Annotated in this window: 19 protein-coding genes, 10 tRNA genes, 3 rRNA genes and 1 other RNA gene; 1 reads left to right on the forward strand and 32 read right to left on the reverse strand. The window is 52.2% G+C overall.

Features of this window, described 5'->3' with window-relative positions; genetic code table 11:
* The 30 genes from hprK to rpoE all read right to left on the reverse strand — a co-directional run bounded on the left by hprK (position 1) and on the right by rpoE (position 23,024).
* On the reverse strand, positions 1-939 hold the full coding sequence (gene hprK, locus MHH78_RS01760) for an HPr(Ser) kinase/phosphatase (RefSeq protein WP_036726232.1): 939 nt from the start codon (positions 937-939) through the stop codon (positions 1-3).
* Positions 940-1,168: 229 nt separating this feature from the next.
* Positions 1,169-2,290: an ABC transporter ATP-binding protein gene (locus tag MHH78_RS01765; RefSeq protein ID WP_036726231.1), complete on the reverse strand. Its 1,122-nt coding sequence runs from the start codon at positions 2,288-2,290 to the stop codon at positions 1,169-1,171.
* Positions 2,291-2,399: 109 nt separating this feature from the next.
* Positions 2,400-3,500 carry a helix-turn-helix domain-containing protein gene (locus MHH78_RS01770; RefSeq protein ID WP_036726230.1) on the reverse strand — a complete coding sequence of 367 codons (1,101 nt, stop codon included), beginning with the start codon at positions 3,498-3,500 and terminating at the stop codon, positions 2,400-2,402.
* A 147-nt stretch (positions 3,501-3,647) separates the two neighbouring features.
* Positions 3,648-3,720: transfer RNA gene (locus tag MHH78_RS01775), tRNA-Lys, on the reverse strand.
* 11 nt (positions 3,721-3,731) lie between these two features.
* Positions 3,732-3,814: transfer RNA gene (locus MHH78_RS01780), tRNA-Tyr, on the reverse strand.
* A 4-nt stretch (positions 3,815-3,818) separates the two neighbouring features.
* Positions 3,819-3,894: transfer RNA gene (locus tag MHH78_RS01785), tRNA-Phe, on the reverse strand.
* A gap of 137 nt (positions 3,895-4,031) precedes the next feature.
* Positions 4,032-4,109 (reverse strand) — tRNA-Asp (locus MHH78_RS01790).
* An 18-nt stretch (positions 4,110-4,127) separates the two neighbouring features.
* Positions 4,128-4,203: transfer RNA gene (locus MHH78_RS01795), tRNA-Thr, on the reverse strand.
* Positions 4,204-4,236: 33 nt separating this feature from the next.
* Positions 4,237-4,312 (reverse strand) — tRNA-Val (locus tag MHH78_RS01800).
* Between the two features lie 9 nt (positions 4,313-4,321).
* Positions 4,322-4,398 (reverse strand) — tRNA-Met (locus MHH78_RS01805).
* Between the two features lie 24 nt (positions 4,399-4,422).
* A tRNA-Ser gene (locus MHH78_RS01810) sits at positions 4,423-4,514 on the reverse strand.
* 81 nt (positions 4,515-4,595) lie between these two features.
* A 23S ribosomal RNA gene (locus MHH78_RS01815) occupies positions 4,596-7,523 on the reverse strand.
* Positions 7,524-7,727: 204 nt separating this feature from the next.
* Positions 7,728-7,803, reverse strand: a tRNA-Ala gene (locus tag MHH78_RS01820).
* A gap of 96 nt (positions 7,804-7,899) precedes the next feature.
* Positions 7,900-7,976, reverse strand: a tRNA-Ile gene (locus MHH78_RS01825).
* Between the two features lie 47 nt (positions 7,977-8,023).
* Positions 8,024-8,140 (reverse strand): 5S ribosomal RNA (rrf, locus tag MHH78_RS01830).
* Positions 8,141-8,264: 124 nt separating this feature from the next.
* Positions 8,265-9,825: ribosomal RNA gene (locus tag MHH78_RS01835) — 16S ribosomal RNA — on the reverse strand.
* Together the 16S, 23S and 5S rRNA genes with 10 tRNA genes alongside form the textbook arrangement of a ribosomal RNA operon.
* Positions 9,826-10,130: 305 nt before the next feature.
* Positions 10,131-10,397, reverse strand: coding sequence for a pro-sigmaK processing inhibitor BofA family protein (locus MHH78_RS01840; protein ID WP_076084856.1), 267 nt, complete (start codon positions 10,395-10,397; stop codon positions 10,131-10,133).
* Between the two features lie 28 nt (positions 10,398-10,425).
* A complete protein-coding gene (locus tag MHH78_RS01845; RefSeq protein ID WP_076084853.1) occupies positions 10,426-10,692 on the reverse strand; it encodes a DUF2508 family protein in 267 nt (88 codons plus the stop codon).
* Positions 10,693-10,894: 202 nt separating this feature from the next.
* The gene (gene recR, locus MHH78_RS01850) at positions 10,895-11,494 is read right to left on the reverse strand and encodes a recombination mediator RecR (protein WP_036698882.1); all 600 of its coding nucleotides are present in this window, start codon (positions 11,492-11,494) and stop codon (positions 10,895-10,897) included.
* 36 nt (positions 11,495-11,530) lie between these two features.
* Entirely contained in the window at positions 11,531-11,842 is a 312-nt protein-coding gene (locus MHH78_RS01855) for a YbaB/EbfC family nucleoid-associated protein (protein ID WP_036698884.1), read from the reverse strand.
* Between the two features lie 49 nt (positions 11,843-11,891).
* Entirely contained in the window at positions 11,892-13,661 is a 1,770-nt protein-coding gene (gene dnaX, locus MHH78_RS01860; protein ID WP_341166453.1) for a DNA polymerase III subunit gamma/tau, read from the reverse strand.
* A gap of 213 nt (positions 13,662-13,874) precedes the next feature.
* An RNA gene (gene ffs / locus MHH78_RS01865) (signal recognition particle sRNA large type) lies at positions 13,875-14,143 on the reverse strand.
* 47 nt (positions 14,144-14,190) lie between these two features.
* The gene (rpmE, locus tag MHH78_RS01870) at positions 14,191-14,388 is read right to left on the reverse strand and encodes a 50S ribosomal protein L31 (RefSeq protein ID WP_036724459.1); all 198 of its coding nucleotides are present in this window, start codon (positions 14,386-14,388) and stop codon (positions 14,191-14,193) included.
* Positions 14,389-14,514: 126 nt separating this feature from the next.
* The gene (locus tag MHH78_RS01875; RefSeq protein ID WP_341166454.1) at positions 14,515-15,792 is read right to left on the reverse strand and encodes a radical SAM protein; all 1,278 of its coding nucleotides are present in this window, start codon (positions 15,790-15,792) and stop codon (positions 14,515-14,517) included.
* Between the two features lie 25 nt (positions 15,793-15,817).
* Positions 15,818-17,176 carry a transcription termination factor Rho gene (rho, locus tag MHH78_RS01880; protein ID WP_036724456.1) on the reverse strand — a complete coding sequence of 453 codons (1,359 nt, stop codon included), beginning with the start codon at positions 17,174-17,176 and terminating at the stop codon, positions 15,818-15,820.
* 146 nt (positions 17,177-17,322) lie between these two features.
* Entirely contained in the window at positions 17,323-18,576 is a 1,254-nt protein-coding gene (locus tag MHH78_RS01885) for a UDP-N-acetylglucosamine 1-carboxyvinyltransferase (protein ID WP_036724455.1), read from the reverse strand.
* Between the two features lie 194 nt (positions 18,577-18,770).
* Positions 18,771-19,625, reverse strand: a complete 855-nt coding sequence (fba, locus tag MHH78_RS01890) for a class II fructose-1,6-bisphosphate aldolase (RefSeq protein WP_036724454.1) — start codon at positions 19,623-19,625, stop codon at positions 18,771-18,773.
* Between the two features lie 206 nt (positions 19,626-19,831).
* Positions 19,832-20,218, reverse strand: coding sequence for a response regulator (locus tag MHH78_RS01895; RefSeq protein WP_036698896.1), 387 nt, complete (start codon positions 20,216-20,218; stop codon positions 19,832-19,834).
* 292 nt (positions 20,219-20,510) lie between these two features.
* Entirely contained in the window at positions 20,511-22,118 is a 1,608-nt protein-coding gene (locus MHH78_RS01900; protein ID WP_036724451.1) for a CTP synthase, read from the reverse strand.
* 342 nt (positions 22,119-22,460) lie between these two features.
* On the reverse strand, positions 22,461-23,024 hold the full coding sequence (rpoE, locus tag MHH78_RS01905; RefSeq protein WP_036724449.1) for a DNA-directed RNA polymerase subunit delta: 564 nt from the start codon (positions 23,022-23,024) through the stop codon (positions 22,461-22,463).
* Between the two features lie 445 nt (positions 23,025-23,469).
* Between rpoE and MHH78_RS01910 the strand changes: the two genes are divergently transcribed.
* Positions 23,470-24,726 carry a S8 family peptidase gene (locus MHH78_RS01910; protein ID WP_341166455.1) on the forward strand — a complete coding sequence of 419 codons (1,257 nt, stop codon included), beginning with the start codon at positions 23,470-23,472 and terminating at the stop codon, positions 24,724-24,726.
* Between the two features lie 70 nt (positions 24,727-24,796).
* Here the strand turns inward: MHH78_RS01910 and argS are convergent, their stop codons facing one another.
* Both argS and MHH78_RS01920 read right to left on the reverse strand, forming a co-directional pair.
* The gene (argS, locus tag MHH78_RS01915) at positions 24,797-26,482 is read right to left on the reverse strand and encodes an arginine--tRNA ligase (protein WP_036724447.1); all 1,686 of its coding nucleotides are present in this window, start codon (positions 26,480-26,482) and stop codon (positions 24,797-24,799) included.
* Positions 26,479-26,922 (reverse strand): DUF1934 domain-containing protein, encoded by a 444-nt coding sequence (locus MHH78_RS01920; protein ID WP_076084844.1) that lies wholly within the window; start codon positions 26,920-26,922, stop codon positions 26,479-26,481. The genes argS and MHH78_RS01920 overlap by 4 nt, the downstream gene beginning before the upstream one ends.
* Positions 26,923-26,949 lie beyond the last annotated feature (27 nt).

Genomic DNA, 26,949 nt, shown 5'->3' on the forward strand with positions numbered 1-26,949 from the left:
CTAATCCAGATCATCCATATCTTCTGAGATGGTGGCGGTAAGTTTATTCGTAAATTGTAGCGCGGCATTAAAGCCCATTTGCTTGAGCCGGTAATTCATCGCAGCCACCTCGATAATGACAGCGAGGTTACGTCCCGGACGGACAGGGATGGTAACCAGCGGCACATCGGTATCAATAATCCGTGTCGTCTCCTCATCCAGTCCCAGTCGGTCATACTGCTTGTCCTGCTGCCAGGCTTCCAGTCTGACCACCAGAGTAATCCGCTTGTGATTACGGATAGCGCCTGCCCCAAAGAGCGTCATCACATTAATAATCCCGACACCGCGGATCTCCAGCAGGTGACGGATTAATTCCGGTGCGGTACCATGAAGCTGATTATCCGAGGTCTGACGGATCTCCACCGCATCATCGGCAATCAGGCGATGACCGCGTTTAACGAGTTCCAGTGCCGTTTCACTTTTACCAATGCCGCTGGTGCCTGTAATCAGCATCCCTACCCCATATACATCACAGAGAACACCGTGAATTGTTGCTGTCGGTGCCAGTCTGCCCTCAAGGAAGCTGGTCAGTCTGCTTGAGAAAATCGTGGTCGCCATCGAGCTGCGAAGCACGGGAAGTCCCTTCTCGTTGCTGATGTCTACAAGCTCCTGGGGTACATCCAGCGCACGAGTAATGACAATACAAGGGGTATTGTCGTTACAGATTCCGCGTACCCGGCTTTTCCGTTCTTCCTCTGAGAGCATAGAGAAGAAAGCCAGCTCTGTTTTGCCTAATAGCTGCACACGTTCTTCCGGATAATATTCGAAATAACCGGCCATTTCCAGCCCGGGACGGTTCAAATCATCCACTGTGATCGGTCTCTTCAGACCTTCATGTCCGGATACTACCTCTAATTGAAAATGCTGCACCAATTCCGATACTTTTACCTTCTTAGCCATATATGTCCGTCCTTTCGTCACCCGCGGCTTATGCCGCTTCCCCGCATACCGGTTACATCTTTATCCATTCCAGCTACAGGTAATTCTCCTGCTATCTTAATGGATTATGCCAGTGAATGCAATCTTAACCCCAGCGGTTATCGTTCCATTCCACCATGATCATTACAAGAAAAAGCCGCCTAACCAGGCGGCTTTCTTCATTATAAACTATGTTTACCCTGCAGAGATCTTATCCCAGCAGAACGTTAAGTTCGGATTCTTTGTCGAAGATGTGGACTTTGTTCATGTCGATGGCCAATCTAGGCTTGCTGCCTTCACGGGTAGTGGAACGTCCATCTACACGCGCAATTACAGTGTTATTGCCAAGACCGCTCAAGTAGAGGAGCATTTCATGACCAAGGTTTTCCGTAACATCAACCATCGAAGTGAAGATTGTGTTGGGAGAAGCTTCCAGGAACACTGGCTCTTCATGAATGTCTTCTGGACGAACGCCCATGATTACATCTTTACCGATGAAGCCTTTGTTACGCAGGATTGTAGCTTTGCCGCCTGGAACTTCAACATCAAGGTTCTCTGCACGGAAACGGACAGCGCCGTTCACTTCGGAAAGAGTACCGTTGATAAAGTTCATGGTAGGGGAACCGATAAATCCGGCTACGAACAGGTTCGTAGGCTCATTGTACAGTTCTTCAGGGGAAGCTGCCTGCTGGATGATACCATCGTACATAACTACGATACGGTCACCCATCGTCATTGCTTCTGTCTGGTCATGCGTTACATAGATACAAGTAGTTTCAAGGCGTTTCACCAGCTTAGTGATTTCAGCACGCATTTGACCACGAAGTTTAGCATCCAAGTTGGAAAGAGGCTCATCCATCAAGAAGACTTGTGGATCACGGACGATTGCGCGGCCTAGTGCGACACGTTGACGTTGACCACCGGACAGTGCCTTAGGTTTGCGTTCCAGCAAGTGCTCGATATCCAGGATTTTCGCTGCTTCGCGCACTTTCTTGTCGATTTCTTCTTTCTTCACTTTGCGCAATTTCAGACCGAAAGCCATGTTCTGATATACACTCATGTGCGGGTACAAGGCGTAGGATTGGAATACCATCGCGATATCACGGTCTTTAGGAGCAACGTCATTCACTACACGGTCACCAATGTACATTTTACCTTCAGAGATTTCTTCCAGACCAGCGATCATACGCAGGGTTGTGGATTTACCGCAACCGGAAGGACCAACCAGTACGAGGAATTCCTTATCTTTAATATCAAGATTGATATCGATTACTGTTGCTTTATCGGAACCCGGGTATTTTTTGAAAATATGCTCTAAACGTACGCCTGCCATTGTATTTCCCCCTCGAGTCTAGTATTGGATTAGAAAATCAAACGCTTTCTTGTACACTTATCTTACCCCAGAGCCGGCCTCATGGCTATTTGCAAGGTTCACAAAAAACCTATTTTCTTTTCGTCACTTTATACAATAACATGGCAAGCTTCACAATAGCGGCATCCCCAAAGCTGCGGACATCGGCCCCCGTCTCCTGTTTGATCTTGTCCAGCCTGTAGAGCAGCGTGTTGCGGTGAATGTACAGCTTCTTGGCGGTTTCACTGACATTGCAGTCCATTTCAAAAAAACTCTCCAGCGTCAGCAGCATTTCCTTATCCGCCAGTACCGCCGTGTAATCACCGATCTGGCCCAGCAGCTGTCTCCGCCGGTCATCCGGAATACTGTTAACCAGCCGCTCCATGTGCAGCTCCCACGGCAGATGAATATAATCCCCTACCTGGAAGATACGGCCAAGAATAATGGTCTCCCGCAGCAAGGCGACTGCTCCTGTCAGACCTTTAACCGGGATAATGGCTGGAGAGACCGCCAGATGGAAGACGCCAACCCACTCGCTGGCAATCAGTTCATGCAGCCCCATAGAAGTCTGTGACAGCAAATCCTCAGCACTCTCTTCCTCATCCTCTTTATCATCTCCGCCTGTGAGGAGTTCCTTACGGGCTAAAATTAACCATTCCTTATCCTGCAGGGGAACCAGCAATACATCATTCTCGAAATAACTGCGCAGCAGCTTCATTAAGGAGCGATACGTCATCTGCGGATTATGAACATTCTCGCTTACCAGCATGAACGGAATCATATCTCCGAACAGCCGGCCCTTCAGCGAGATTTCATCCGGGATCTCCGCATCGTCCTTCTCCTGCTCCAGTTGGGCATTCAGCCAGCCGCTAAGCTGCCGCGCCTCCATCTCCCCTTCTTCCTTGAACCCGGTTGCCTTCAGCGCTACCGCAAAATTGCGTCCGGCATAATTCACCAGCTCCAGCTCCAGCGGCGACAGCCCCTCTGTCTCCACCCACACTGCTGTAACACGGCCATCATTCTCATAGAGGGGAATCCAGAGATAACCCTCATGAATGACCGGCAGTTCCTGATCCTTATCCGTACCTATGCCAAAAAGTGAAGCGGAATGCTGTCTCCCCAGCTGCTTGATTCCGGTCCTCTTTCCGGTGAGTTGCTCCAATTTTTGACGCAAACCCTCACTATCCATCATCACCATTCTCCACCACTTTTGCTTTTTTCGCTTATTTTATCATATTTTGCTGTAAAATGCGGAATTTGCGCTTACCGGCATACTTGTATCATGTATCAAAATACAAAAAAGGCCACCACCCTAAAGTGATGACCGTTTGACTTAAGATGAGCCATGAAGGACTCGAACCTTCGACACCCTGATTAAAAGTCAGGTGCTCTACCAACTGAGCTAATGGCTCCTAAAAAGGGATGGAGGCTGATGGATTCGAACCACCGAACACGTACGTGAGCAGATTTACAGTCTGATGCGTTTGGCCACTTCGCTAAGCCTCCATGATGGTGGCGCGGGAGGGAATCGAACCCCCGACACAAGGATTTTCAGTCCTTTGCTCTACCGACTGAGCTACCGAGCCATAAAAAAAACCTAAAAACAAAAAAATGGCGGAACCGACGGGATACTCTTCACTCCGTTAAGAGATTGCGAAGTATTCCTTACGATGCCTATGCTTCAACGAACCCAGGGAATTCTCATCCCTTATGCCATTGAAAATGGCGGAACCGACGGGATTCGAACCCGCGATCTCCTGCGTGACAGGCAGGCATGTTAGGCCAACTACACCACGGTTCCACAATTTGCTCTTAAAAATGGTGCCGGCGAGAGGACTTGAACCCCCAACCTACTGATTACAAGTCAGTTGCTCTACCAGTTGAGCTACACCGGCACGGTGTAAGGCGATACAATTCGAACATAAAAATGGTGGAGGCTGAGGGGTTCGAACCCCCGACCCTCTGCTTGTAAGGCAGATGCTCTCCCAGCTGAGCTAAGCCTCCGGGTATGTATGGTAGCGGCAGAGGGGATCGAACCCCCGACCTCACGGGTATGAACCGTACGCTCTAGCCAGCTGAGCTACGCCGCCACACTACAAGTATTGGATTTATAATGGCGGAGAGAGAGGGATTCGAACCCTCGCACCGCTTACGCAGTCTAACCCCTTAGCAGAGGGTCCCCTTATAGCCACTTGGGTATCTCTCCAAATTAATGGTAGCCATGTAAATCCGCACAGGAAATTGATTCCTGAAAACTGAATCCGAAACGAATCTGCGTGTTAAAAGTTTGGATAAGCCCTCGACCGATTAGTATTGGTCAGCTCCATGCATTGCTGCACTTCCACCTCCAACCTATCTACCTCGTCGTCTTCAAGGGGTCTTACATGTTGGGAAATCTCATCTTGAGGGGGGCTTCACGCTTAGATGCTTTCAGCGCTTATCCCGTCCGTACGTAGCTACTCAGCCATGCTCCTGGCGGAACAACTGATGCACCAGCGGTACGTCCATCCCGGTCCTCTCGTACTAAGGACAGCTCCTCTCAAATTTCCTGCGCCCACGACAGATAGGGACCGAACTGTCTCACGACGTTCTGAACCCAGCTCGCGTACCGCTTTAATGGGCGAACAGCCCAACCCTTGGGACCTACTTCAGCCCCAGGATGCGATGAGCCGACATCGAGGTGCCAAACCTCCCCGTCGATGTGGACTCTTGGGGGAGATAAGCCTGTTATCCCCAGGGTAGCTTTTATCCGTTGAGCGATGGCCCTTCCATGCGGTACCACCGGATCACTAAGTCCGACTTTCGTCCCTGCTCGACTTGTAGGTCTCGCAGTCAAGCTCCCTTATGCCTTTGCACTCTGCGAATGATTTCCAACCATTCTGAGGGAACCTTTGAACGCCTCCGTTACTCTTTAGGAGGCGACCGCCCCAGTCAAACTGCCCGCCTGACACGGTCCCCGTACCCGCTAAGGGCACTAGGTTAGAACCTAGATACGATCAGGGTGGTATCCCAACGGCGCCTCCAGCGAAGCTTGCGCTCCGCTCTCACCGGCTCCCACCTATCCTGTACAGATCGTACCCAAATTCAATATCAAGCTGCAGTAAAGCTCCATGGGGTCTTTCCGTCTTGTCGCGGGTAACCTGCATCTTCACAGGTATTAAAATTTCACCGGATCTCTCGTTGAGACAGCGCCCAAGTCGTTACGCCATTCGTGCGGGTCAGAATTTACCTGACAAGGAATTTCGCTACCTTAGGACCGTTATAGTTACGGCCGCCGTTTACTGGGGCTTCGGTTCACAGCTTCGGACTAAGTCCTAACCGCTCCCCTTAACCTTCCAGCACCGGGCAGGCGTCAGCCCGTATACTTCGCCTTACGGCTTCGCACAGACCTGTGTTTTTGCTAAACAGTCGCTTGGGCCTTTTCACTGCGGCCCCCTCGGGCTATTCACCCTACCGAGGCACCCCTTCTCCCGAAGTTACGGGGTCATTTTGCCGAGTTCCTTAACGAGAGTTCTTCCGCGCGCCTTAGAATTCTCTTCTCGCCTACCTGTGTCGGTTTGCGGTACGGGCACCTTCTCCTGACTAGAGGCTTTTCTTGGCAGTGTGAGATCATGACCTTCGCTACTATAATTTTCGCTCCCCATCACAGCCCAGCCTTAATGATGTGCGGATTTGCCTACACACCAGCCTCACTGCTTAGACGGACATCCATCAGTCCGCGTCACTACCCTCCTGCGTCACCCCATCGCTCATAGCGGATTACGGTGGTACAGTAATTTCAAACTGTTGTCCTTCGACTACGCCTGTCGGCCTCGCCTTAGGTCCCGACTTACCCTGAGCGGACGAGCCTTCCTCAGGAAACCTTGGGCTTTCGGCGGATCAGATTCTCACTGATCTTTTCGTTACTCATACCGGCATTCTCACTTGTATACTCTCCAGCGCTCCTTACGGTACACCTTCAACGTATATACAACGCTCCCCTACCCCAGATGCAAAGCATCTAGCCATAGCTTCGGTGGTGTGTTTAGCCCCGTTACATTTTCGGCGCAGAGTCACTCGACCAGTGAGCTATTACGCACTCTTTCAATGGTGGCTGCTTCTAAGCCAACATCCTGGTTGTCTGTGCAACTCCACATCCTTTCCCACTTAACACACACTTGGGGACCTTAGCTGATGGTCTGGGCTGTTTCCCTTTTGACAATGGATCTTAGCACTCACTGTCTGACTCCCGGCAAGAAGTAAATGGCATTCGGAGTTTGACTGAGCTTGGTAACCCTTGCGGGCCCCGCACCCAATCAGTGCTCTACCTCCACCACTCCATTCACCGAGGCTAGCCCTAAAGCTATTTCGGGGAGAACCAGCTATCTCCGAGTTCGATTGGAATTTCTCCGCTACCCCCACCTCATCCCCGCATTTTTCAACATGCGTGGGTTCGGGCCTCCAGTGCGTGTTACCGCACCTTCACCCTGGACAGGGGTAGATCACACGGTTTCGGGTCTACGTCCACATACTCAGTCGCCCTATTCAGACTCGCTTTCGCTGCGGCTCCGGCTTCTCACCTTAACCTTGCATGTTAAACGTAACTCGCCGGTTCATTCTACAAAAGGCACGCCATCACCCATAAAGAGGGCTCTGACTTTTTGTAAGCACACGGTTTCAGGTTCTATTTCACTCCCCTTCCGGGGTGCTTTTCACCTTTCCCTCACGGTACTGTTTCACTATCGGTCGCCAGGTAGTATTTAGCCTTAGCAGATGGTCCTGCTGGATTCATACGGGGTTTCACGTGCCCCGCACTACTCGGGATCCGTCTCGGAGAGAACACAGTTTGGGCTACAGGGCTTTTACCTCTATCGCGGGCCTTTCCAGACCTCTTCGCCTACCATATTCCTTTGTAACTCCATGTGAGACGTCCCACAACCCCAAGAGGCAAGCCCCTTGGTTTAGGCTGTTCCGCGTTCGCTCGCCGCTACTGACGGAATCACTATTGTTTTCTCTTCCTCAGGGTACTTAGATGTTTCAGTTCCCCTGGTCTGCCTCTGCGTATCCTATGTATTCAGATACGAGTAACTGCGAATTACCACAGCTGGGTTTCCCCATTCGGACACCCCCGGATCAAAGCTTGCTTACAGCTCCCCGAGGCAGTTTCGTTGTTCGCCACGTCCTTCGTCGGCTCCTGGCGCCTAGGCATCCTCCGTGTGCTCTTAGTAGCTTAACCAATGCGTTTTCCGTTAGGAAAATCGCTTAGCATCGCCATTAATTCAAAACTTGTTTACACAAGTTCAGCTTAAAGGAATGTTCTAAAACGCAAATTCGTTTCGGTATCCAGTTTTCAAGGATCAAGTTGCTGTTATTATGAAACAAACACGACTGTGATGTTCGGAATAACAGACGATGTGCATATACTGTTGTAAAGAAGTTTTGGTGGAGCCAAGCGGGATCGAACCGCTGACCTCCTGCTTGCAAGGCAGGCGCTCTCCCAGCTGAGCTATGGCCCCATATAATCACCCCAAAAAGCGAGATGTAGCTTCGAGGTTAATTCCGATTACTTTTCGGGGACCCCGGTACTTGCTATTCAATTTCAGATTGTTATATGGTGGGCCTTGGTGGACTCGAACCACCGACCTCACCCTTATCAGAGGTGCGCTCTAACCAACTGAGCTAAAAGCCCATATAACAAAACTTACAGTAGTGAAGCAATCAATGAATTGATTGTTCGCTTGGCGGCGTCCTACTCTCCCAGGACCCTTCGGTCCAAGTACCATCGGCGCTGGAGGGCTTAACGGTCGTGTTCGGGATGGGTACGTGTGGAACCCCTCCGCTATCGCCACCAAACGCATACGAAAGAGACTTGCTCTTTCAAAACTGAACACGAGTGAGTGTCCGAACCCGAAGGTTCTATTGTGGAAGCTAAGCTTCCGATTTGAATGTCTTCATTGCAGAAGACGATTCTCCATAGAAAGGAGGTGATCCAGCCGCACCTTCCGATACGGCTACCTTGTTACGACTTCACCCCAATCATCTACCCCACCTTCGGCGGCTGGCTCCCTTGCGGGTTACCCCACCGACTTCGGGTGTTGTAAACTCTCGTGGTGTGACGGGCGGTGTGTACAAGACCCGGGAACGTATTCACCGCGGCATGCTGATCCGCGATTACTAGCAATTCCGACTTCATGCAGGCGAGTTGCAGCCTGCAATCCGAACTGAGACCGGCTTTGCTGGGATTGGCTCCACCTCGCGGCTTCGCTTCCCGTTGTACCGGCCATTGTAGTACGTGTGTAGCCCAGGTCATAAGGGGCATGATGATTTGACGTCATCCCCACCTTCCTCCGGTTTGTCACCGGCAGTCACTCTAGAGTGCCCAGCTCAACCTGCTGGCAACTAAAGTCAAGGGTTGCGCTCGTTGCGGGACTTAACCCAACATCTCACGACACGAGCTGACGACAACCATGCACCACCTGTCTCAACTTTCCCCGAAGGGCACCTGATGCATCTCTGCTTCGTTAGTTGGATGTCAAGACCTGGTAAGGTTCTTCGCGTTGCTTCGAATTAAACCACATACTCCACTGCTTGTGCGGGTCCCCGTCAATTCCTTTGAGTTTCAGTCTTGCGACCGTACTCCCCAGGCGGAGTGCTTACTGTGTTAACTTCGGCACCAAGGGTATCGAAACCCCTAACACCTAGCACTCATCGTTTACGGCGTGGACTACCAGGGTATCTAATCCTGTTTGCTCCCCACGCTTTCGCGCCTCAGCGTCAGTTACAGCCCAGAAAGTCGCCTTCGCCACTGGTGTTCCTCCACATATCTACGCATTTCACCGCTACACGTGGAATTCCACTTTCCTCTTCTGTACTCAAGTCACCCAGTTTCCAGTGCGACCTCAGGTTGAGCCCAAGGTTTAAACACCAGACTTAAATAACCGCCTGCGCGCGCTTTACGCCCAATAATTCCGGACAACGCTTGCCCCCTACGTATTACCGCGGCTGCTGGCACGTAGTTAGCCGGGGCTTTCTTCTCAGGTACCGTCACTCCGGTAGCAGTTACTCTACCGGACGTTCTTCCCTGGCAACAGAGCTTTACGATCCGAAAACCTTCATCACTCACGCGGCATTGCTCCGTCAGGCTTGCGCCCATTGCGGAAGATTCCCTACTGCTGCCTCCCGTAGGAGTCTGGGCCGTGTCTCAGTCCCAGTGTGGCCGTTCACCCTCTCAGGTCGGCTACGCATCGTCGCCTTGGTGGGCCGTTACCCCACCAACTAGCTAATGCGCCGCAGGCCCATCCCCAAGCAGCAGATTGCTCCGCCTTTCATTCTTCTCTCAGGAGAAAAAAGAAATTATCCGGTATTAGCTACCGTTTCCGGTAGTTATCCCAGGCTTGAGGGCAGGTTGCCTACGTGTTACTCACCCGTCCGCCGCTAAGTTTGAAAGCAAGCAAGCTTCCTTTCAAACTCCGCTCGACTTGCATGTATTAGGCATGCCGCCAGCGTTCGTCCTGAGCCAGGATCAAACTCTCCAAATTGGTATTTAGAAAGAGCGATTGCTCATTTTGAAACATCTGACGAGAATTGTTATATTCTCTAATTTGGATCTCACCGAAGTGATTTCCCACTCACTCGTTGTTCAGTTTTCAAAGATCAATATCTCATCTTTTGTCGTTGATGTTTGTCTCAGCAGCGACCTTTATAATATATCACAGCACCCTTGTTTTAGTCAAGCGTTTTTTTAATTTCTTTTTTCGCTTTAGCTTCCAGCAAGTGATCCGAAGATCTCCTGTCCAAAGGGCCGAGACTTAATGTATCATGAATCAGGAGCCTTCGTCAACCTCTAAAACAAAGTTAATTTTAATCCCAATAACAACGCCACTCCCGGCAGCCCAAGAATGGTTACAGCACCTATGGTTGTAGGGTTAAGCGGAATGTGCAGATCGCTTACAACTCCTGAGAAATTAACGATATAAATCCCGAGCGCCGCCAATATAAGATGGGTTCCAAATACACTCAACCAAGCCCAGCCCAGTCTTTTCCTGAATACAATCAGGACCAGCAGCGCTGCAGATATAATCAGCACACCCATTGCAACAGTTCTTAGCATTGTTCTCCTCCTCGCTGACTCAGTCTGTTCATACTTGCAGCTGGCTCCGGTTAAGCCCCAGCCGCTTGGCATCCTTAAGGTGTATCTGATATTTACGCTCAGCCGCCTCCAGGATATAGATTGCATAGTCAATCTGATCCTGGCCCAGAGCCTCATCAAACATCAGGTAAGCCCGCTCCCATTCAGACTGCGCTTTACGTACCTCCTGGTATACTGTCCCCCATTCCTCTTCCGTCTGCACTGCCTTTTCCTTATCCGTATTCCCGCTCAGCCACTTGGTACTCCACCAACCCATTGCAATCCCTCCTAAGATATATGAATAACTGCAGATGCAACCGGTGATTCACACCCGTTAATCTCATACATATCGGAATAGGGACAAACTTAGAACCGGGAGAAGGGGCTTAGTAGAACTTTTAGCAGAATATCAGCGGCTCTCCGGGAAATAAAAAAGGAGCCCGAGGGCTCCCTACACTTATAATACAACTGCAAAGCACTCAGAACAGCTCACGACGGCCTTCCAGCGCCTTCGACAGGGTTACCTCGTCTGCATACTCAAGATCGCCGCCTACAGGCAAGCCATGGGCTATCCTGGTGATCTTGATCTCAAAGGGACGGACAAGACGCGAGATATACATGGCGGTGGCTTCCCCTTCAATGTTGGGGTTGGTAGCCATAATCAGCTCCTTCACCCGCTCATCGCTGAGTCTGGTCAGCAGCTCCTTCAGCCTGATATCATCCGGCCCTATGCCTTCCATCGGCGAGATTGCACCCTGGAGCACATGATAATAGCCGTCAAATTCCTTGGTGCGTTCGATAGCCACCAGATCCTTCGAGTCCTGAACCACACAGATTACCGAAGCATCGCGGGTTTTGTCCTGGCAGATCCGGCACGGGTCGGTATCCGTTATGTTGCAGCAGACCGAGCAATAATGAAGATTACGTTTGACGCTGACTAGGGCTTTGGCGAAATCAATCACCTCGTCCTCCTTCATGTTCAGTACATGAAAGGCCAGCCGGGCAGCTGTCTTCGGGCCAATCCCGGGCAAACGTGTAAAAGCTTCTATTAGCTTGGCTAGCGGTTCTGGATAATACAAAGTATCGGTTCTCCTTTGGCAGGGAGTGGAGTAAGCCTAGAACAAGCCAGGAATCTTCATTCCGCCTGTGAATTTACCCATATCGTTGTTCGCCAACTCTTCTGCCTGGGTAAGAGCATCATTAACAGCAGTGATCACCAGATCCTGCAGCATTTCGATATCCTCCGGATCTACAACCTCCGGTTTGATCTGAATGGACAGCAATTTCTTGTGTCCGTTCACCTGAACGGTAACCACGCCGCCGCCGGAAGAACCTTCAATCGTCTTACTGCCCAGCTCTTCCTGGGCTTTGAGCATCTGCTCCTGCATTTTTTTAACCTGCTTCATCATTTGGTTCATATTATTCATAGATCATCTCTCCTTTGGGATGCGCATCTTCGCGCTGATAGCTGAATCCTTATTCTTTTATGACAACAAGGTCTTCTCCAAAGAGCTGGATCGCCTCATCAATCCATGGTTCGGACTTGCCTTCGCCGCTCTCGTGCTCATGCTCCAGACGCAGCTCCTCTGTTCCGGCCGAAGCCGCGGATTTCGTCGCAGCTTCATTCCAGTCACGCATCATCATAGTTACCAGCCGGAATGGCTTACCCAGCTTGGCGTTCATTACGTTCTCGATGACCTGCCGGTTCGCAGGCTTCTCGGTAGTATCCCGGTGAATGGTATTCTTAAAAGCAACCAGCACGGCATCTTCCATCACCGCCACCGGCTCACCGTCCACAAACCACGCATGTACCGTGACCTTCTCTTCCTTCACACCCTGAAGAACAAGACTCCACTGCTTATAGACCGCGCTAAAATCAGGACTGTCCTTACCCGCAATAAACTTATCCAGCTGCGGGGGAAGCTTAGAGGCCGAGGATACGCGCGGAGCGCTTGGCGGGGCAGTGCGCTGCGCTGCCTGCTCACGCCCGCCGCCGGTAACCCCGCCAGCTTGAATAGCCTGCTCCAGCTTCTTCTCCAGCGCGGCAATCTGCGCTCTGAGCTGATCCAGCTCACCGGACTGTACCTGCGGAGAACCATTCGCAGCTGCAGGTGCGGCTGCATTCACTGCCGGATCGCCTACAGAAGGAGCAGTAGCATCCTGCGGACCGCTGCACAGCTTCATCAGCGATACCTCGAATATGGTCTGCGGATGTGTAGCATACTTCATCTCCCCCAGATAACGGCTCAGCGTCTCCACAATCAGGAATAAGCGGTCGCGGGTAAAGGCCTTAGCCATATCGCGGAAATCTGCCGGATTCAGCACGCGGTCCGTTAGCTGATCCGCTCCAGGCACCATCTTGATCATCAGTAAATCGCGGAAATAATACAGAAGATTCTCCAGGCACTTATCTGCGCTCTTACCCTCATGCATCATCTGCTCCACAAGCTCCAGCAGCTGCCCCATGTCACTCTCAAGAATAGCATTCGCCAGACGCGCGAACTGCTCGGAGGGGATGCCCCCGGTCATTCCCAGCACCTGCTGATAGGTCACATTCCCATCTGTAAAGGATGAGATCTGATCCAGGATGCTGAGCGCATCCCGCATTCCCCCGTCAGACAGGCGGGCGATATACTGGAGCGCATCTGCATCTGCTGTAATGCCTTCCTTCTGGCAAATCTCGGTCAGGCGGCCCGTCTGTTCCTCCAGTGAGACCCGGCGGAAGTCAAACCGCTGGCAACGCGAGATAATCGTAGCCGGCAGCTTGTGCGGCTCGGTAGTCGCCAGTATAAACATCACATGCTGCGGAGGCTCTTCGAGCGTCTTCAGCAGAGCATTAAATGCCTCTGTTGTCAGCATATGCACTTCATCAATAATATACACTTTACGGCGTACTTCGGTAGGTGCATATTTCACCTTATCCCGCAGATCGCGAATCTCTTCAACGCCCCGGTTGGATGCCGCATCAATCTCCTGAACGTCCATGATGTTGCCTGCCGTAATCCGCAGGCAGGACGGACACTCATTGCAGGGCTCAGGACCCGGGCCCCGCTCGCAATTGACTGCCTTGGCCAATACCTTGGCCGCACTCGTCTTACCGGTTCCCCGCGGTCCGCTGAACAGATAGGCATGCGAAACCCGTTGTTCACGGATCGCATTCTGCAGCGTCTGGATAATATGCTGCTGCCCTACCATATCTTGAAACGACTGCGGCCGCCAGGCACGGTACAGCGCGATATGTTCCACTATGCATTACCCTCTCTCAGGCTGCCGCTTTCCGGCATTTGTCGCTAATTTATTATACTATATTCCCAAGTCTTTGACCAAGCAGAAGCGGCTCACCATCCGAAAGGTAAGGATATTAGCCAGAACGGAAATAATATCTCATTACCTAGGATACTAGAAAAACAAAAAGCATCTTTGCTTGTAGCAAAGACGCTATCATCATCCTTATTTAAACCGTGCACCTGTTATTGATGGCTGCGATCCAAGCGGTAACCCTACAAAACTGCTCGGGCTAGGCCACCCTCCGGCACAAGAGCAAACTCGCTTATGGCTGCTTCCTTCCGGACCTGACCAGGTTCACAAGCACTCATTGCGGAGGACCCAACCGTCAACACAGCCCATAGGAACCAAGGCCTCACATCGACAGCACCTCTAACAGGAATTCAACCTCGCTACAGCGGATTGCGAGTTACAGGGCACCGCTACCTCCCCGTCTAGCACGGCGAAGATAAGTATAGCTTACGGACAGGCAAAAATCAACTATGCAATATTAGACACCGTATTTCTTCTTGAATCTGTCCACACGTCCGCCGGCATCCAGGAACTTCTGCTTGCCGGTGAAGAACGGGTGACAGCTTGAGCAAATTTCGACGCGAAGCTCCTGTACTGTCGAGCCGGCTTCAAACGTGTTGCCGCAAGCGCAGGTTACCTTCGTTACATTGTACTTGGGTTGAATGGTTGTTTGCATATGAAATCTCACCTCTCACGCCCTAAGCCTCATGCGGGCCTAGAGTTATATGATTACGCAAGCTACATTCTAGCATGTGAAGCCCAGGCTCTGCAATAGGCCAGCAATTCTTAAAAAACCTAAAGCCTAAAGCTGCACTCTGCGCTGCTTGGCACGGGCCAGCTCAGCAGGGGGGACATGGGTGAAGGAACCAATCACAACCTCCGGGAGCTCCTCACGGAAGATCTCAAGCATGGTCTTCATACCAAGGATCTCGCCCCGTGCAGGGGGAATAAGCTCCAGATAGCTCTCCGGGTCAATATTGAGATTACGCATCTGAATGAGCTTAAGATCTGTACGTCTGACGAACTCCACCATCGCTTCAATCTCTTCCTCACGGTCTGTAACCCCCGGGAAAATCAAATAGTTAATGGAGGTGTATACGCCTTGTGAGGCAGCGTACTTCAGCGACTTCTCCACGTTAGCCAGCGTATACCCGCGAGGCTTGTAATAGGCGTTATAATGGTCATCCAGCGCGCTGATGGTACTAACCCGCATCAGATCAAGACCGGCATCGACAATGCCGCGGATATGATCGCTTAAGCCGGCATTGGTGTTGATATTGATATAGCCCATATCCGTAATGGACCGGACTTCACGGATAGATTCAATAATCAGCTTCGCCTGCGTAGAAGGCTCACCTTCACAGCCCTGTCCAAAGCTGACAATGGATTCCGGCGTCTTCAGGTGCTCCAGCATCACTTGCGATACTTCGTTCACTGCCGGACGGAAGCTCATCCGTGTCTGCGGGGACACAAACCCGCTGTCATCGGGCTGTTCAGAGATACAACCGAAGCAGCCGGCGTTGCAGGAGTATGAGACCGGAACAGCGCCTTCCCAGCGGCCGAGGAAGGTATTGGACGAGGTTAAGCATTCATATTCCAGCGCGCAATTAGACAAGTGATTATACAGACGGTTCTCCGGGTATTTGGCAGTCAGTTCGCCCACACCAGTCCTCACATCGTCCCGGTCGCAGTTAAGCGGGTTCCACTGCTCCGGATCATCCGTAAGATCAGCCGCCACATAGAATCCGCCGTCCTTCCATACTACAGCGGAATATCCGAAGAGCGGAAGCTTGTAGGTCTTGTCTATCTTGACGTAACCGGGAAGGCACAGACGGGTGTATCCCTGCGGCAGCAAGGCTCCGACAGCCTGCGAACCTGCCGGCAGGGGCAGCATCTCACCGGTCTCCGGATTCATCCCAATCGCCCGGGTGCTCGGGAGCCCGACCAGCGTGGCCCCCTCAGGCAGCGGAACCAGCTCTTCCTCCAGTATCTCAACGATCATATCGCCACTGCGGGCCAGGGCATACAGCTCGGGATGATCATATACATTTCCTTGTTCGTCGGCATATACCAAATACATGTTATTCTCCTCTTGTTATCTATTCTCAGGTAGTCGGCACAGTAGGCGCCTTGGGACGCGTGGTGCGGCGGGCGGACGAGCCACTGTTCGAGGTGCCGCCTTTGCTGGCCGTACCGCTTGCTGACGAGGAATCCTTGCCCCCGGCTACATCGAAGGAGGCCAGGAACTCCGCATTCGTCTTGCTGTCACGCAGCTTCTTCAGGAATCCTTCTACGAAGTCATAGGATTCATTCATATTTTTACGGATTGACCAGATGGTATCCAGCTCTTCCTTGCTAAGCAATACTTCTTCACGGCGCGTACCCGAACGGCGGATATCAATAGCCGGGAAGATCCGGCGTTCAGCCAGCTTGCGGTCCAGATGGAGCTCCATGTTCCCTGTACCCTTGAATTCCTCATAAATAATATCATCCATCCGTGAGCCGGTATCAATCAGTGCGGTGGCAAGAATAGTTAAGCTGCCGCCCTCCTCCACGTTACGTGCAGAACCGAAGAAACGCTTAGGCCGATGGAACGCGGCAGGATCAATCCCTCCGCTAAGTGTCCGGCCGGATGGCGGAACTACGAGATTGTAGGCACGGGCAAGACGGGTAATGCTATCCAGCAGAATAACGACATCCTTCTTGTGCTCTACCAGACGCAGCGCGCGCTGAAGTACAAGCTCTGCCACTTTAATATGATTCTCCGGCAGCTCGTCAAATGTCGAAGCCACTACCTCACCTTTTACCGAACGCTGCATATCCGTTACTTCCTCGGGACGTTCATCGATCAGCAGAACAAACAGTGCAATCTCGGGATTGTTCGTAGAGATACTGTTGGCAATTTCTTTGAGGAGGAGCGTCTTCCCTGCTTTGGGAGGTGCTACAATCAAACCGCGCTGCCCCAGACCTACAGGAGCAAGCAAATCCATGATACGGGTCGATAAATGAGTTGGGGATGTTTCGAGCGGCAGCTTATCTTGCGGATAAAGCGGCGTAAGCGCCGGAAAATGTAACCGTTCAGCTGCAGTTGCCGGGTTCTCGCCGTTGACGGCATTCACCTGCAAGAGTCCGAAATAGCGTTCGTTCTCCTTCGGCGTCCGGCATTTCCCGGAGACCAGGTCACCGCTTCTAAGGTCGAACTTGCGGATCTGCGATGCAGAGATATAGATATCCTCCGCACTCGGCAAGTAGTTAATCGGCCGAAGGAAGCCATAGCCTTCCGGCAGAATCTCAAGCACGCCTTCCATAAACATTAGACCGCTCTGCTCTGCCTGTGCTCTAAGAATAGCGAAGATTAACTCCCGCTTCTTAAGCGTTCCGTAATAAGGAATCTGGTATTTCTTGGCGAGCTTATACAGATCGGTAAGCTTCATTTCTTCCAGATCGGAAATTTGAAGATCCATGTGCTATAACCACCTATTCAATTTGTGTATGATGAGTTCTAAACTATGAGTCTATGAAAATGCTTATTAGGATAGGATTACCCGAATTGGAAAGAGATATGCATTGAAGCAGCCAATTTCTGCCCTTGCCAATCCGGGTATTCTCATTATTCGTTCTCGCGCCAGACATCGGCTCCCAGACTGCGAAGATTACTTACGAGGTTGTCATAACCGCGGTCAATATACTCTACACCTGTCACTTCGGTGATACCTTCTTCAACAGTAAGACCGGCAATCACCAGCGCTGCGCCTGCACGGAGGTCGGCAGCCTTCACCTTGGCTGCATTGAGCCGGCCGCCTTCAATGATAGCGGAACGTCCCTCTACACGAATCTTAGCGCCCATGCGGACCAATTCAGGAACATGCTTGAACCGGTTACTGTAGACGAAATCGCTCAGGACGCTAACGCCTTCAGCCTGAGTCAGCATGCTCGTCATTGGAGATTGCAGATCGGTCGCGAAACCGGGATAGATCAGCGCCTTGACATCCGCGTGCTGGTACTTGGCCTTGCCGATCACCCGGATACTCTCATCCAGTTCTTCTATGTCAACTCCCATTTCCAGCAGCTTGGCAGTGAGCGCCTCCAGATGCTTGGGAATCACGTTATCAATTAAGACATTGCCCCGCGTAGCCGCTGCGGCAATCATGTAAGTTCCAGCCTGAATACGGTCAGGAATAATCGAATGGCGGCAACCGTGCATTTCGTCTACGCCTTCAATCCGGATTGTTTCGGTACCGGCGCCCTTAATAACAGCGCCCATGGAGTTGAGCAGGGTAGCTACATCTATAATCTCAGGCTCTTTAGCCGCATTTTCAATAATTGTTGAGCCTTTGGCACGGGAGGCCGCGAGCATAATGTTAATAGTGGCGCCGACACTGGATACATCCAGATAGATCTTGGCACCGCGCAGTTCTTTGGCATACAGGTGAATCGAGCCATGGTCATTGGTAACAGTCGCACCAAGCGCCTCAAAGCCTTTGATATGCTGGTCAATCGGACGGGGCTCAAAATTACAGCCGCCGGGTAATCCAATGGTCGCTTCCTTAAACCGGCCCAAAAGTGCGCCCATCATATAATAAGAGGCCCGGAGCTTTTTCACCGGTCCGTTAGGCATGGGAATGGATACGATACGGGAGGGATTAATTCTCATTTGGCTGCCTGTCCATGACACGCTCGCGCCAAGCTCCTCCAGAATCTCGGAGTAAACGGCAACATCACTAAGCGCAGGCAAATTATCCAGCACAACTTCAGACTCCGCCAAAATGGCTGCAGGAATAAGCGCAATGGCGCTATTCTTTGCTCCGCTGATGGTAACAACGCCCTCTAGCGGACGTCCGCCGCCAATCATTAATTTTTCCATAAATTTATCTGGTTCCCCCTACGTGTATTGCAGCTTGTTGTGGCAATACCAGTTGTGGCTTAAGGTGACATAAGGACTGCTTGTGATTGGTGATTAGAAGAAGAAACGGCTGCGCCGCCCTTACCTGAAGGACGGCACCCGTTTCTGAGGAAAACGAAATAGCTTGTGCGGAAAAACGTTATGCGGCAGGGTAATTAGGCTTTGTTGCTGGATCCGAATTCGCGGATTTTGCCGATAACAGTCTGCTTGATAGCATCGCGGCCCGGTGCGATGAATGTACGCGGATCGTAAGCATCCGGCTTAGCAGCAAGAACTTCGCGGACAACCTTAGCGAACGCGATTTGGTTCTCAGTGTTAACGTTGATCTTGGAAGTACCCAGGGAGATGGATTTCTGAATGTCATGTACCGGGATTCCAGTACCGCCGTGAAGTACAAGCGGAAGGTTAACTGCATCGCGGATTTCTTCCATTTCCTTGAATCCAAGGTTTGGTTCGCCCAGGTAAGGACCGTGTACGGAACCCAGTGCAGGAGCCAGAGTGTCAATGCCTGTTTCTTTAACAATGCGTACGCATTCGTTAAGGTCAGCGTATTGGATGCCGCCGATAACGTCATCTTCCTGTCCGCCTACAGTACCAACTTCTGCTTCTACAGAAACACCTTTAGCGTGAGCATAGTCAACAACCTTCTTGGTCATCTCAATGTTATGATCAATCGGGTGGTGGGAGCCGTCGATCATTACGGAAGTAAATCCGGCATCGATGGCTTCTTTACATTTGTCAAAGCTTGAACCGTGGTCCAAGTGGATGGCTACAGGAACGGTGATTTTCATGTCATGAATAAGACCTTCAACCATCTTAACTACTGTGTAAAAGCCGCCCATGTGACGAGCTGCGCCTTCGGATACGCCAAGGATTACCGGTGACTTCTCTTCTTCTGCTGCACCAAGAATCGCTTGCGTCCACTCCAGGTTATTGATGTTGAACTGGCCAACTGCATATTTTCCTTCAAGTGCTTTGGTCAACATGTCTGTCATAGATACTAATGGCATGGTTTCAATCCTCCTAAAATATTGGGTTGCTTATATAAGCCGACATCACATACAGGCCTATTATAGCACATCCTGTGTTAAATACTAAATAGGATACACAAAAAAATGTCCCGGTGGGACGATATTCAGCCAACCCTTTGCCGGCGGACCATTTCCTCATTTTAGCGTATCCATAACAGGATGTCCCCAAACTATAAATTTCTAAGCTAGCTGCATTGATCTACTGATTTGTTGTGCAGGTGCATATTGACGGCAACACGCATCTCATCGATATCAAACGGCTTGGTAAAATGCATCAGGGCTCCCAGTTTGGTCGCTTCCTTAATCATGTCCAGCTCTCCGTAGGCCGTCATCATAATGACCTTGATCGCCGGATTAAGCTCCTTCAGATGCTTGAGAATCTCGAGTCCGTCCATCCCCGGAATTTTCATATCCAGCAAAACCATATCCGGCGATTCGTTCCTGACAATGTCCAGCGCCAATTTCCCGTTAGCTGCCTGAAAGGTGGCATAACCTTCACTATTGAATACTTCCATGAGAAGAATCCGGATTCCATTCTGATCGTCGACGATTAACACTTTTTTCTTTTCCATACGTTACCCTCCCAGAGTTTAAGGCAGATTGTCCATACCGCGCCCTCTCAACAGCTAACGGCCCCGCTTCAACTTAGTCTATACGAAACCTATTATTCGTGCTTTGCAGCCAAAATCCTGCTAATTGGCTAAAATGCGTAAATCTATGCCATATAAAGGAGGAATTCCGGTGAAAAAGCGGGAATACAGTCCCCTTGCATTCCGGGAGCTATTATGCAAAGGATGTTTTGTCAAAAAGAAAGCCCCCGTACCGGGAGCTCCCACAGGCCTGTCTGGCCTATTCATTCTATAGTTACATTTGCTCGGAATGTGTAAGCGAGGCTTTGACAAATTCACGGAACAGCGGCTGCGGACGATTCGGACGGGAAGTGAATTCCGGATGGAACTGCACGGACAGGAACCACGGATGACCCGGCAGCTCCACAATCTCCACCAGACGTCCGTCAGGCGAGGTTCCCGAAATAACCAGACCTGCCTTCTCCATCTCATCACGGTAAGCATTATTGAATTCATACCGGTGACGGTGACGTTCGTAGACCAGTTCATCGTCATAGCAGGACATAGCCAGGGAATCCGGCAAAAGCTTGCAAGGATACAGGCCGAGGCGCATCGTGCCGCCCATATCTTCGATATCCTTCTGCTCTGGCAGAAGGTCAATCAGCGGATGCGGAGTCGCAGGATCGATCTCGGAGCTGTTCGCTCCTGCCAGTCCCAGCATGGAACGGCCGTACTCGATGACAGACACCTGCATTCCCAGGCAAATGCCGAAGAACGGAATGGACTGCTCCCGCGCATAGCGGATGGCCGAGATCTTGCCTTCGATTCCCCGGTCACCGAAGCCGCCTGGAACCAGAATGCCCCCGATGCCGCCCAGCAGCTCATCCACATTCTCATCCGTCACCAGTTCTGCATCGACCCACCGGAGCTTCACTTCGGCATTGGAGGCAAATCCGGCATGGGACAAGGATTCAACCACGCTCAGGTAAGCATCGTGCAGCGCCACATACTTGCCGACGATGGCAATCTCAACGGTACGCTCCAGCTTCTGAATCCGCTCCAGCATGCTCTCCCATTCGCGCATATCCGGTGCAGGAGTGGTCAGCTTCAAATGATTGACGACAATCTCATCCAGACCTTCGTCGCGCAGATTCAGCGGCACTTCATAGAGCGTCGAGGCATCGCGGCATTCCACAACGGCGTTCGCATCAATATCACAGAACAGAGCCAGCTTGGCTTTCATATCGTCGGTGAGCGGATATTCCGTACGGCATACGATCACATTGGGCTGAATCCCGATGCTGCGCAGCTCCTTGACACTGTGCTGGGTCGGCTTTGTTTTCACTTCTCCGGCTGCTTTGATATAAGGAATCAGGGTTACGTGAATGTACATGACATTCTCCCGGCCGATGTCGCTCTTGATCTGACGGATGGCTTCCATGAACGGCAGACTCTCGATGTCGCCCACGGTGCCGCCGATTTCGGTAATGACTACATCGGAGCCGGTCTCACGGCCTGCACGGAAGACGCGTTCCTTGATTTCGTTCGTAATATGCGGGATAACCTGTACGGTTCCCCCTAAGTATTCCCCGCGGCGTTCTTTGCTGATGACCGAGGAATAGATTTTGCCTGTGGTTACGTTGCTGTTCTTGGACAGGTTAATGTCAATAAACCGCTCGTAATGCCCAAGGTCGAGGTCGGTCTCCGCGCCGTCATCGGTCACGAATACTTCCCCGTGCTGATAAGGACTCATTGTTCCCGGGTCCACGTTAATGTAAGGATCGAATTTCTGGATCGTTACCTTGAGCCCTCTGTTCTTGAGCAGTCTGCCCAGCGAAGCAGCGGTAATGCCTTTGCCAAGGGAAGACACAACGCCACCCGTTACGAAAATATACTTTGTCACTGTAAAACCCTCCTAAATAAAGTCCAGAAATTCAGGGGACGCTTGCCCCTTATCGTATCCCTTTTTTCCATCATCCAACCGGAGAACCCGAAAGTTGCTTCCACCCGCCAAAATTCAAGGCCGGCAGACTGGAAATCGCGGAAAACCGCAGCTTCTTGGCATACAAATGAAGCGAAGCCTATTCCTTCTTATCTTGTAAAAAAACAAAAAAGTGACACCCGTAGACCCGGGGCACTTTTTATTTTAGATAACAATATTAACTTTCATTATAAGCCCATGCAATAGTTTACTCTGAGCGTCCCGCCCCTGTCAAGGGAGGAATTTCGCGCTGCAAAGACTGTTCTAAAATTTATCTTCCTCGTCCTCATCGTCGGCATCGTCTTCTTCGCCGTCTTCGGAATCTTCATCATCCGATTCGTCTTCGTCAATGTCGTCTTCATCGATGACCACATCTTCGTCAACTTCCTCTTCGCTGTCGTCGTCGGAATAGAGGTCGTCACGATCTTCGTCAATCGCATCGAAATCCTCTTCCTCGGCAGCATAATTCTCTTCTTCATCGGTGAAGTCGTCATCTTCCAGATCGTCGTCTTCGTCGTTGATAATCCGCACACGCTTGGTGTTGCCGACAGGGTCATCGGAGCGTTCGAGCGGGTACCAGCGCTTCAACCCCCACAGGTTGGTTCCGACACAGGCAAAACGTCCGTCAATATTAATCTCGGTATATAGCTGGGCGATCGTATCTTGGCTCTCTTGATCGGTCAACCCGCGCAGCTTGGCAACCTCCACCATCAGATCACGGTAGTAGTAAGGCGTATTGGCTGCCTTAAGCACCAGGAAGGCCAGGTCTACCATCGGCATTTCTTTTACTTTCTCAGGGTCCAGCTTTAAATTGAGTGGCGTACTCACTAAAGGACACTTCCTCTCACGCATTGTTCACATTCAATCATGCTTCATTCATGATATCCATTAACAAAACTAAGTAAAACCTATTTGCGGGTAAATTGCAAGTCTATTGCAGCAAGATCAGGGAAACAGGATTGGCGGTGCTTCCGCATGAAGAAGGCTTGTCCACCTGGACAGGGCAATAAATGGGATGAGCATGGACGGGCTTTTCATTCCAAAAAGGCGGAGGGGTTACCCCTCCGCGCATGACTGTATCCACGCCAAGGATCGGCTCCTTACGGGATGTTGCAGGGCGCCTCGCGGTTCCCTCTGTTTATTTTATGTAAACTCCAGCCTTTTGACACGATGGGCAGCCTATTTCGTTAAAAAAGGGCAAGTTCCCATTCGGACGCCATCCCCCTTTCATACAATATGGCAGCACGGCACCGAGGAGGGGACGGCGTAACCTATGGATTATTACGGATTTTGGCAGATGCTGCTTGAAGAAATGAAGGCTGCCTCCAAAAGTGCACCACGGCACATTGTGACCTTCAACGACCCCCGCATGTATGCCGGCGCCTTGTCGCAGTGGAAATCTCTGAAGAGTAAAAAGCCTGGCCTGCGGCAGGTTCAGGTCTCTACGCTGATCCGGGCTTTTTTCGTGCCCGCCGCCGGAGCAGAGCGGCTGATGGACCGTTATGCGGATTCCCTCAGTATAGAAGAAGACCACCGGATTAAGGTTCACTCGCCCCTGGCGGACAAAAGCGGTTCCGCCCTGATGCCCTGGGGGATCAGGGCCATCCGTGCTCCGCAGGCCTGGTCCAGATCGACCGGCGTCCATGTGAAGATCGGCGTCATCGATACGGGCGTCGATTTCCGCCACCCCGATCTCCGGCATTCTCTGGCCTCCGGGGTCAACCTGCTGAACCGCGGCATGATGCCGCTGGATGACAACGGCCACGGTACGCATATTGCCGGCACCCTGGCGGCGGCCGGGGGTGCGCGCAACATGATGGGCGTAGCCCCCCGGGCGCTGCTCTATCCGGTCAAGGCCTTCGACCACAACGGCTCCGCTTATGTGTCGGATATTGTCCTTGGCATCGATTGGTGCGTACAGAACAAAATCGATATCATTAACATGAGCTTCGGGATGAGGAACCGGAGCAAGGCTCTGCATGATGTGGTGATCAAGGCCTACCGGGCCGGGATTGCCATCATCGCTTCCTCCGGCAACGACGGCAAGCGCGGCGGGGATTACCCCGCGCGCTATCCGGAGACGATTGCCGTTGGCGCTCTTGACAGAAGGCAGCGCGTCGCGGCCTTCAGCAACCGCGGACCGTACATCGATGTGTACGGTCCGGGCGAGGGCATCCCCTCCTGCTGGCTGCGGGAGGGGTACAAGGAAATGAGCGGCACCTCTATGGCGACCTCGCATGTCACCGGTGCCGCGGCCCTGCTGCTCGCGCTGCGGCCGGGGCTGTCGCCCCGCGAGCTGAAGCTGCTCTTGCGCCGCACCGCCTCGCCGGTGCGGCTGCGTAAGGGCCAGCGCCGCGCATCGCTGGGCGGCGGCGCGGTCGATGCGCTGCGGCTGCTGCGCGTAGGCATCCGGGCCCGGCGCGGCAGCGGCAGTGCCAGCAGCGGAGCTGGCGGCAGCGGAGCCGGTGGCAGCTCCGCTGGCGGCGGAAGCAGCAGCGGGGCGAAGGCCGCTGCGGCGGCAAAGGCGTAAGGTACAGCGGCATGACAAGACCAAAAAGCGCCGCCCCTCAGAAAATAGGAGCGGCGCTTTCCAAGTATAGTTACATCCGGTCCGGTGCGGTAACACCAACCAGCCGCAGGACATTGGCAATGGCCGTCCGTGCAGCGCCCAGCAGGGCAAGGCGGGCTACCGTCTGAGCAGCATCCTCAGTGATTACGCGCTCTGCCTTGTAGTAGCTGTGGAACAGCGAAGCCAGGTCGTATACATAACGGACCAGGCGGTGCGGCGCATAGCCTTCGGCGGCAATGGTAATCTCTGCAGGCAGTTCACCGATTTTGCGGAGCAGATCATATTCATGTACGGCAGTCAGCTTGCTGTAATCAATCTGGGCTGCATCCGGCACTACAATCCCCTGCTCCTCCGCTTGGCGGAATATGCTGCAAATCCGCGCATGTGCGTACTGTACATAGAATACAGGGTTCTCATTGGATGTCGAAATCGCCAGATCCATGTCAAAGTCCAGATGCGAATCCATGCTGCGCATGGTGAAGAAGTAACGGATCGCGTCGATTCCGACTTCCTCCATCAGGTCTTCCATCGTAACGGCTTTGCCGGTACGCTTGGACATCTTGACCTTCTCGCCGTCCTGGAACAGGCTGACCATCTGGGCGATCAGCACCACGAGCTTCTCGGGATCATTGCCGAGCGCCGCCATGGCCGCCTTCATCCGTGGAATGTAGCCGTGGTGGTCAGCTCCCCAGATGTTGATCATCGTATCGTAGCCGCGGCCGTATTTGTCGCTGTGATAAGCGATATCCGGTGTGAGGTACGTATACGTGCCATCGTTCTTGATCAGCACGCGGTCTTTATCATCGCCGTATTTGGTGGTCGCAAGCCAGGTGGCACCTTCCTTCTCATAGACTTCTCCGCGCTCGCGGAGCTCATCCAGTGAACGCAGCACTTCTCCGTTCTCATAGAGGGAGGTTTCACTGAACCAGATATCGAAGTTAACCCGGAACCGGCTGAGGTCGCGTTTGATTTTGTCCAGCTCCTTGGCAAGCCCGTAGGTACGGAAGAATGCTGCCCGGTCGCCCGGTGTCATAGCCAGCAGAGAATCGCCCTTCTCCGCCACCAGCTCCTTGGCGAAGCCCTTGATATCCTCTCCATGATAACCGTCCTCCGGCATCTCGGCCGGCTGGCCCAGCTCCTGCAGATAACGGGTCTCGATGGATTTGCACAGATTGGCGACCTGGTTGCCGGCATCATTAATGTAGTATTCCCGGGTCACGTTGTAGCCGGCATAATCCAGCACGTTGCACAGGGCATCACCGACCGCAGCGCCGCGGGCATGTCCCAGATGAAGGCTGCCGGTAGGGTTCGCGCTGACGAACTCCATTTCTACACGCTTGCCCTGGCCTATGTTCACACGGCCATAACCGTCACCCTGCTCGGCCACAAGTGCGATCACGGGGTAGAGATAGCTTTTGGACAAAGTGAAGTTAATGAAGCCCGGTCCAGCAATCTCCGCCTTCTCAATAGAAGCGCGGCCCGTATCCAGATGCTCTATAATCGCCTCGGCGATCTGCCGGGGGTTACGCTTAGCGATCTTGGTCAGCTGCATCGCAGCATTCGTAGCCATATCTCCATGGGCCTTGTCCTTCGGCACTTCCAGCACAATGGCCGGCAGCTCTTCGCGGGACACCAGACCTGCGGCTACTACCGCATCGGCGATGGCCTCCTTCACCCGTTCATGGGCAAGCTGGAGCGGATTTAAAGATTGTGTCATGATTGTGGTTCCTCCTGTATATTCAAACTTATAGCGAACTGTCCTGATATTTCCCCGTATACGTAGAGATCATATTCCCATGAAACGGCAAGCGATCTTCCTTCGCGCTTGATGTCCAGTGTCTTCGTGTCTGTGGTGAGATTGAACTGTGTATAAGGCGAGCGGTAGAATCCGGGCAGCGGTTGCCCCGGCTCAAAGGACTGCTCCGACTGGACAGCGCCATGGCGGATCAGCTTGATTCTGCCCTCTGAAATCTTCAGTGTGTTGCGTACCACAACTGCTGCGCCTTCGGGTGCGGTCTGCTGCTCTTCATAAATGATGTACAGCGACTGCCCCTTGGCAATAGCCTCTCCTGCAGCATGTACCACACTGCGCTCTGTGCCCTGCACACTCTCCAGCGTTACCGAAACGCCGTATTTGCCTTGCGGTCCTTCAGTCATCACATGTTCCCCGCTTATTCGTACTTG

This window comes from Paenibacillus sp. FSL H3-0333, assembly GCF_038002805.1.
GTDB lineage: Bacteria > Bacillota > Bacilli > Paenibacillales > Paenibacillaceae > Paenibacillus_AQ > Paenibacillus_AQ silagei.

Bases quoted from the DNA above. Each gene is read 5' to 3' on its own strand.
- hprK (WP_036726232.1), bottom strand. From the start codon at position 939: ATGGCTAAGAAGGTAAAAGTATCGGAATTGGTGCAGCATTTTCAATTA.
- MHH78_RS01765 (WP_036726231.1), bottom strand. From the start codon at position 2,290: ATGGCAGGCGTACGTTTAGAGCATATTTTCAAAAAATACCCGGGTTCC.
- MHH78_RS01770 (WP_036726230.1), bottom strand. From the start codon at position 3,500: ATGATGGATAGTGAGGGTTTGCGTCAAAAATTGGAGCAACTCACCGGA.
- MHH78_RS01840 (WP_076084856.1), bottom strand. From the start codon at position 10,397: ATGCTAAGAACTGTTGCAATGGGTGTGCTGATTATATCTGCAGCGCTG.
- MHH78_RS01845 (WP_076084853.1), bottom strand. From the start codon at position 10,692: ATGGGTTGGTGGAGTACCAAGTGGCTGAGCGGGAATACGGATAAGGAA.
- MHH78_RS01855 (WP_036698884.1), bottom strand. From the start codon at position 11,842: ATGAATAATATGAACCAAATGATGAAGCAGGTTAAAAAAATGCAGGAG.
- rpmE (WP_036724459.1), bottom strand. From the start codon at position 14,388: ATGCAAACAACCATTCAACCCAAGTACAATGTAACGAAGGTAACCTGC.
- MHH78_RS01875 (WP_341166454.1), bottom strand. From the start codon at position 15,792: ATGTATTTGGTATATGCCGACGAACAAGGAAATGTATATGATCATCCC.
- rho (WP_036724456.1), bottom strand. From the start codon at position 17,176: ATGGATCTTCAAATTTCCGATCTGGAAGAAATGAAGCTTACCGATCTG.
- MHH78_RS01885 (WP_036724455.1), bottom strand. From the start codon at position 18,576: ATGGAAAAATTAATGATTGGCGGCGGACGTCCGCTAGAGGGCGTTGTT.
- fba (WP_036724454.1), bottom strand. From the start codon at position 19,625: ATGCCATTAGTATCTATGACAGACATGTTGACCAAAGCACTTGAAGGA.
- MHH78_RS01895 (WP_036698896.1), bottom strand. From the start codon at position 20,218: ATGGAAAAGAAAAAAGTGTTAATCGTCGACGATCAGAATGGAATCCGG.
- MHH78_RS01910 (WP_341166455.1), top strand. From the start codon at position 23,470: ATGGATTATTACGGATTTTGGCAGATGCTGCTTGAAGAAATGAAGGCT.
- argS (WP_036724447.1), bottom strand. From the start codon at position 26,482: ATGACACAATCTTTAAATCCGCTCCAGCTTGCCCATGAACGGGTGAAG.
- MHH78_RS01920 (WP_076084844.1), bottom strand. From the start codon at position 26,922: ATGACTGAAGGACCGCAAGGCAAATACGGCGTTTCGGTAACGCTGGAG.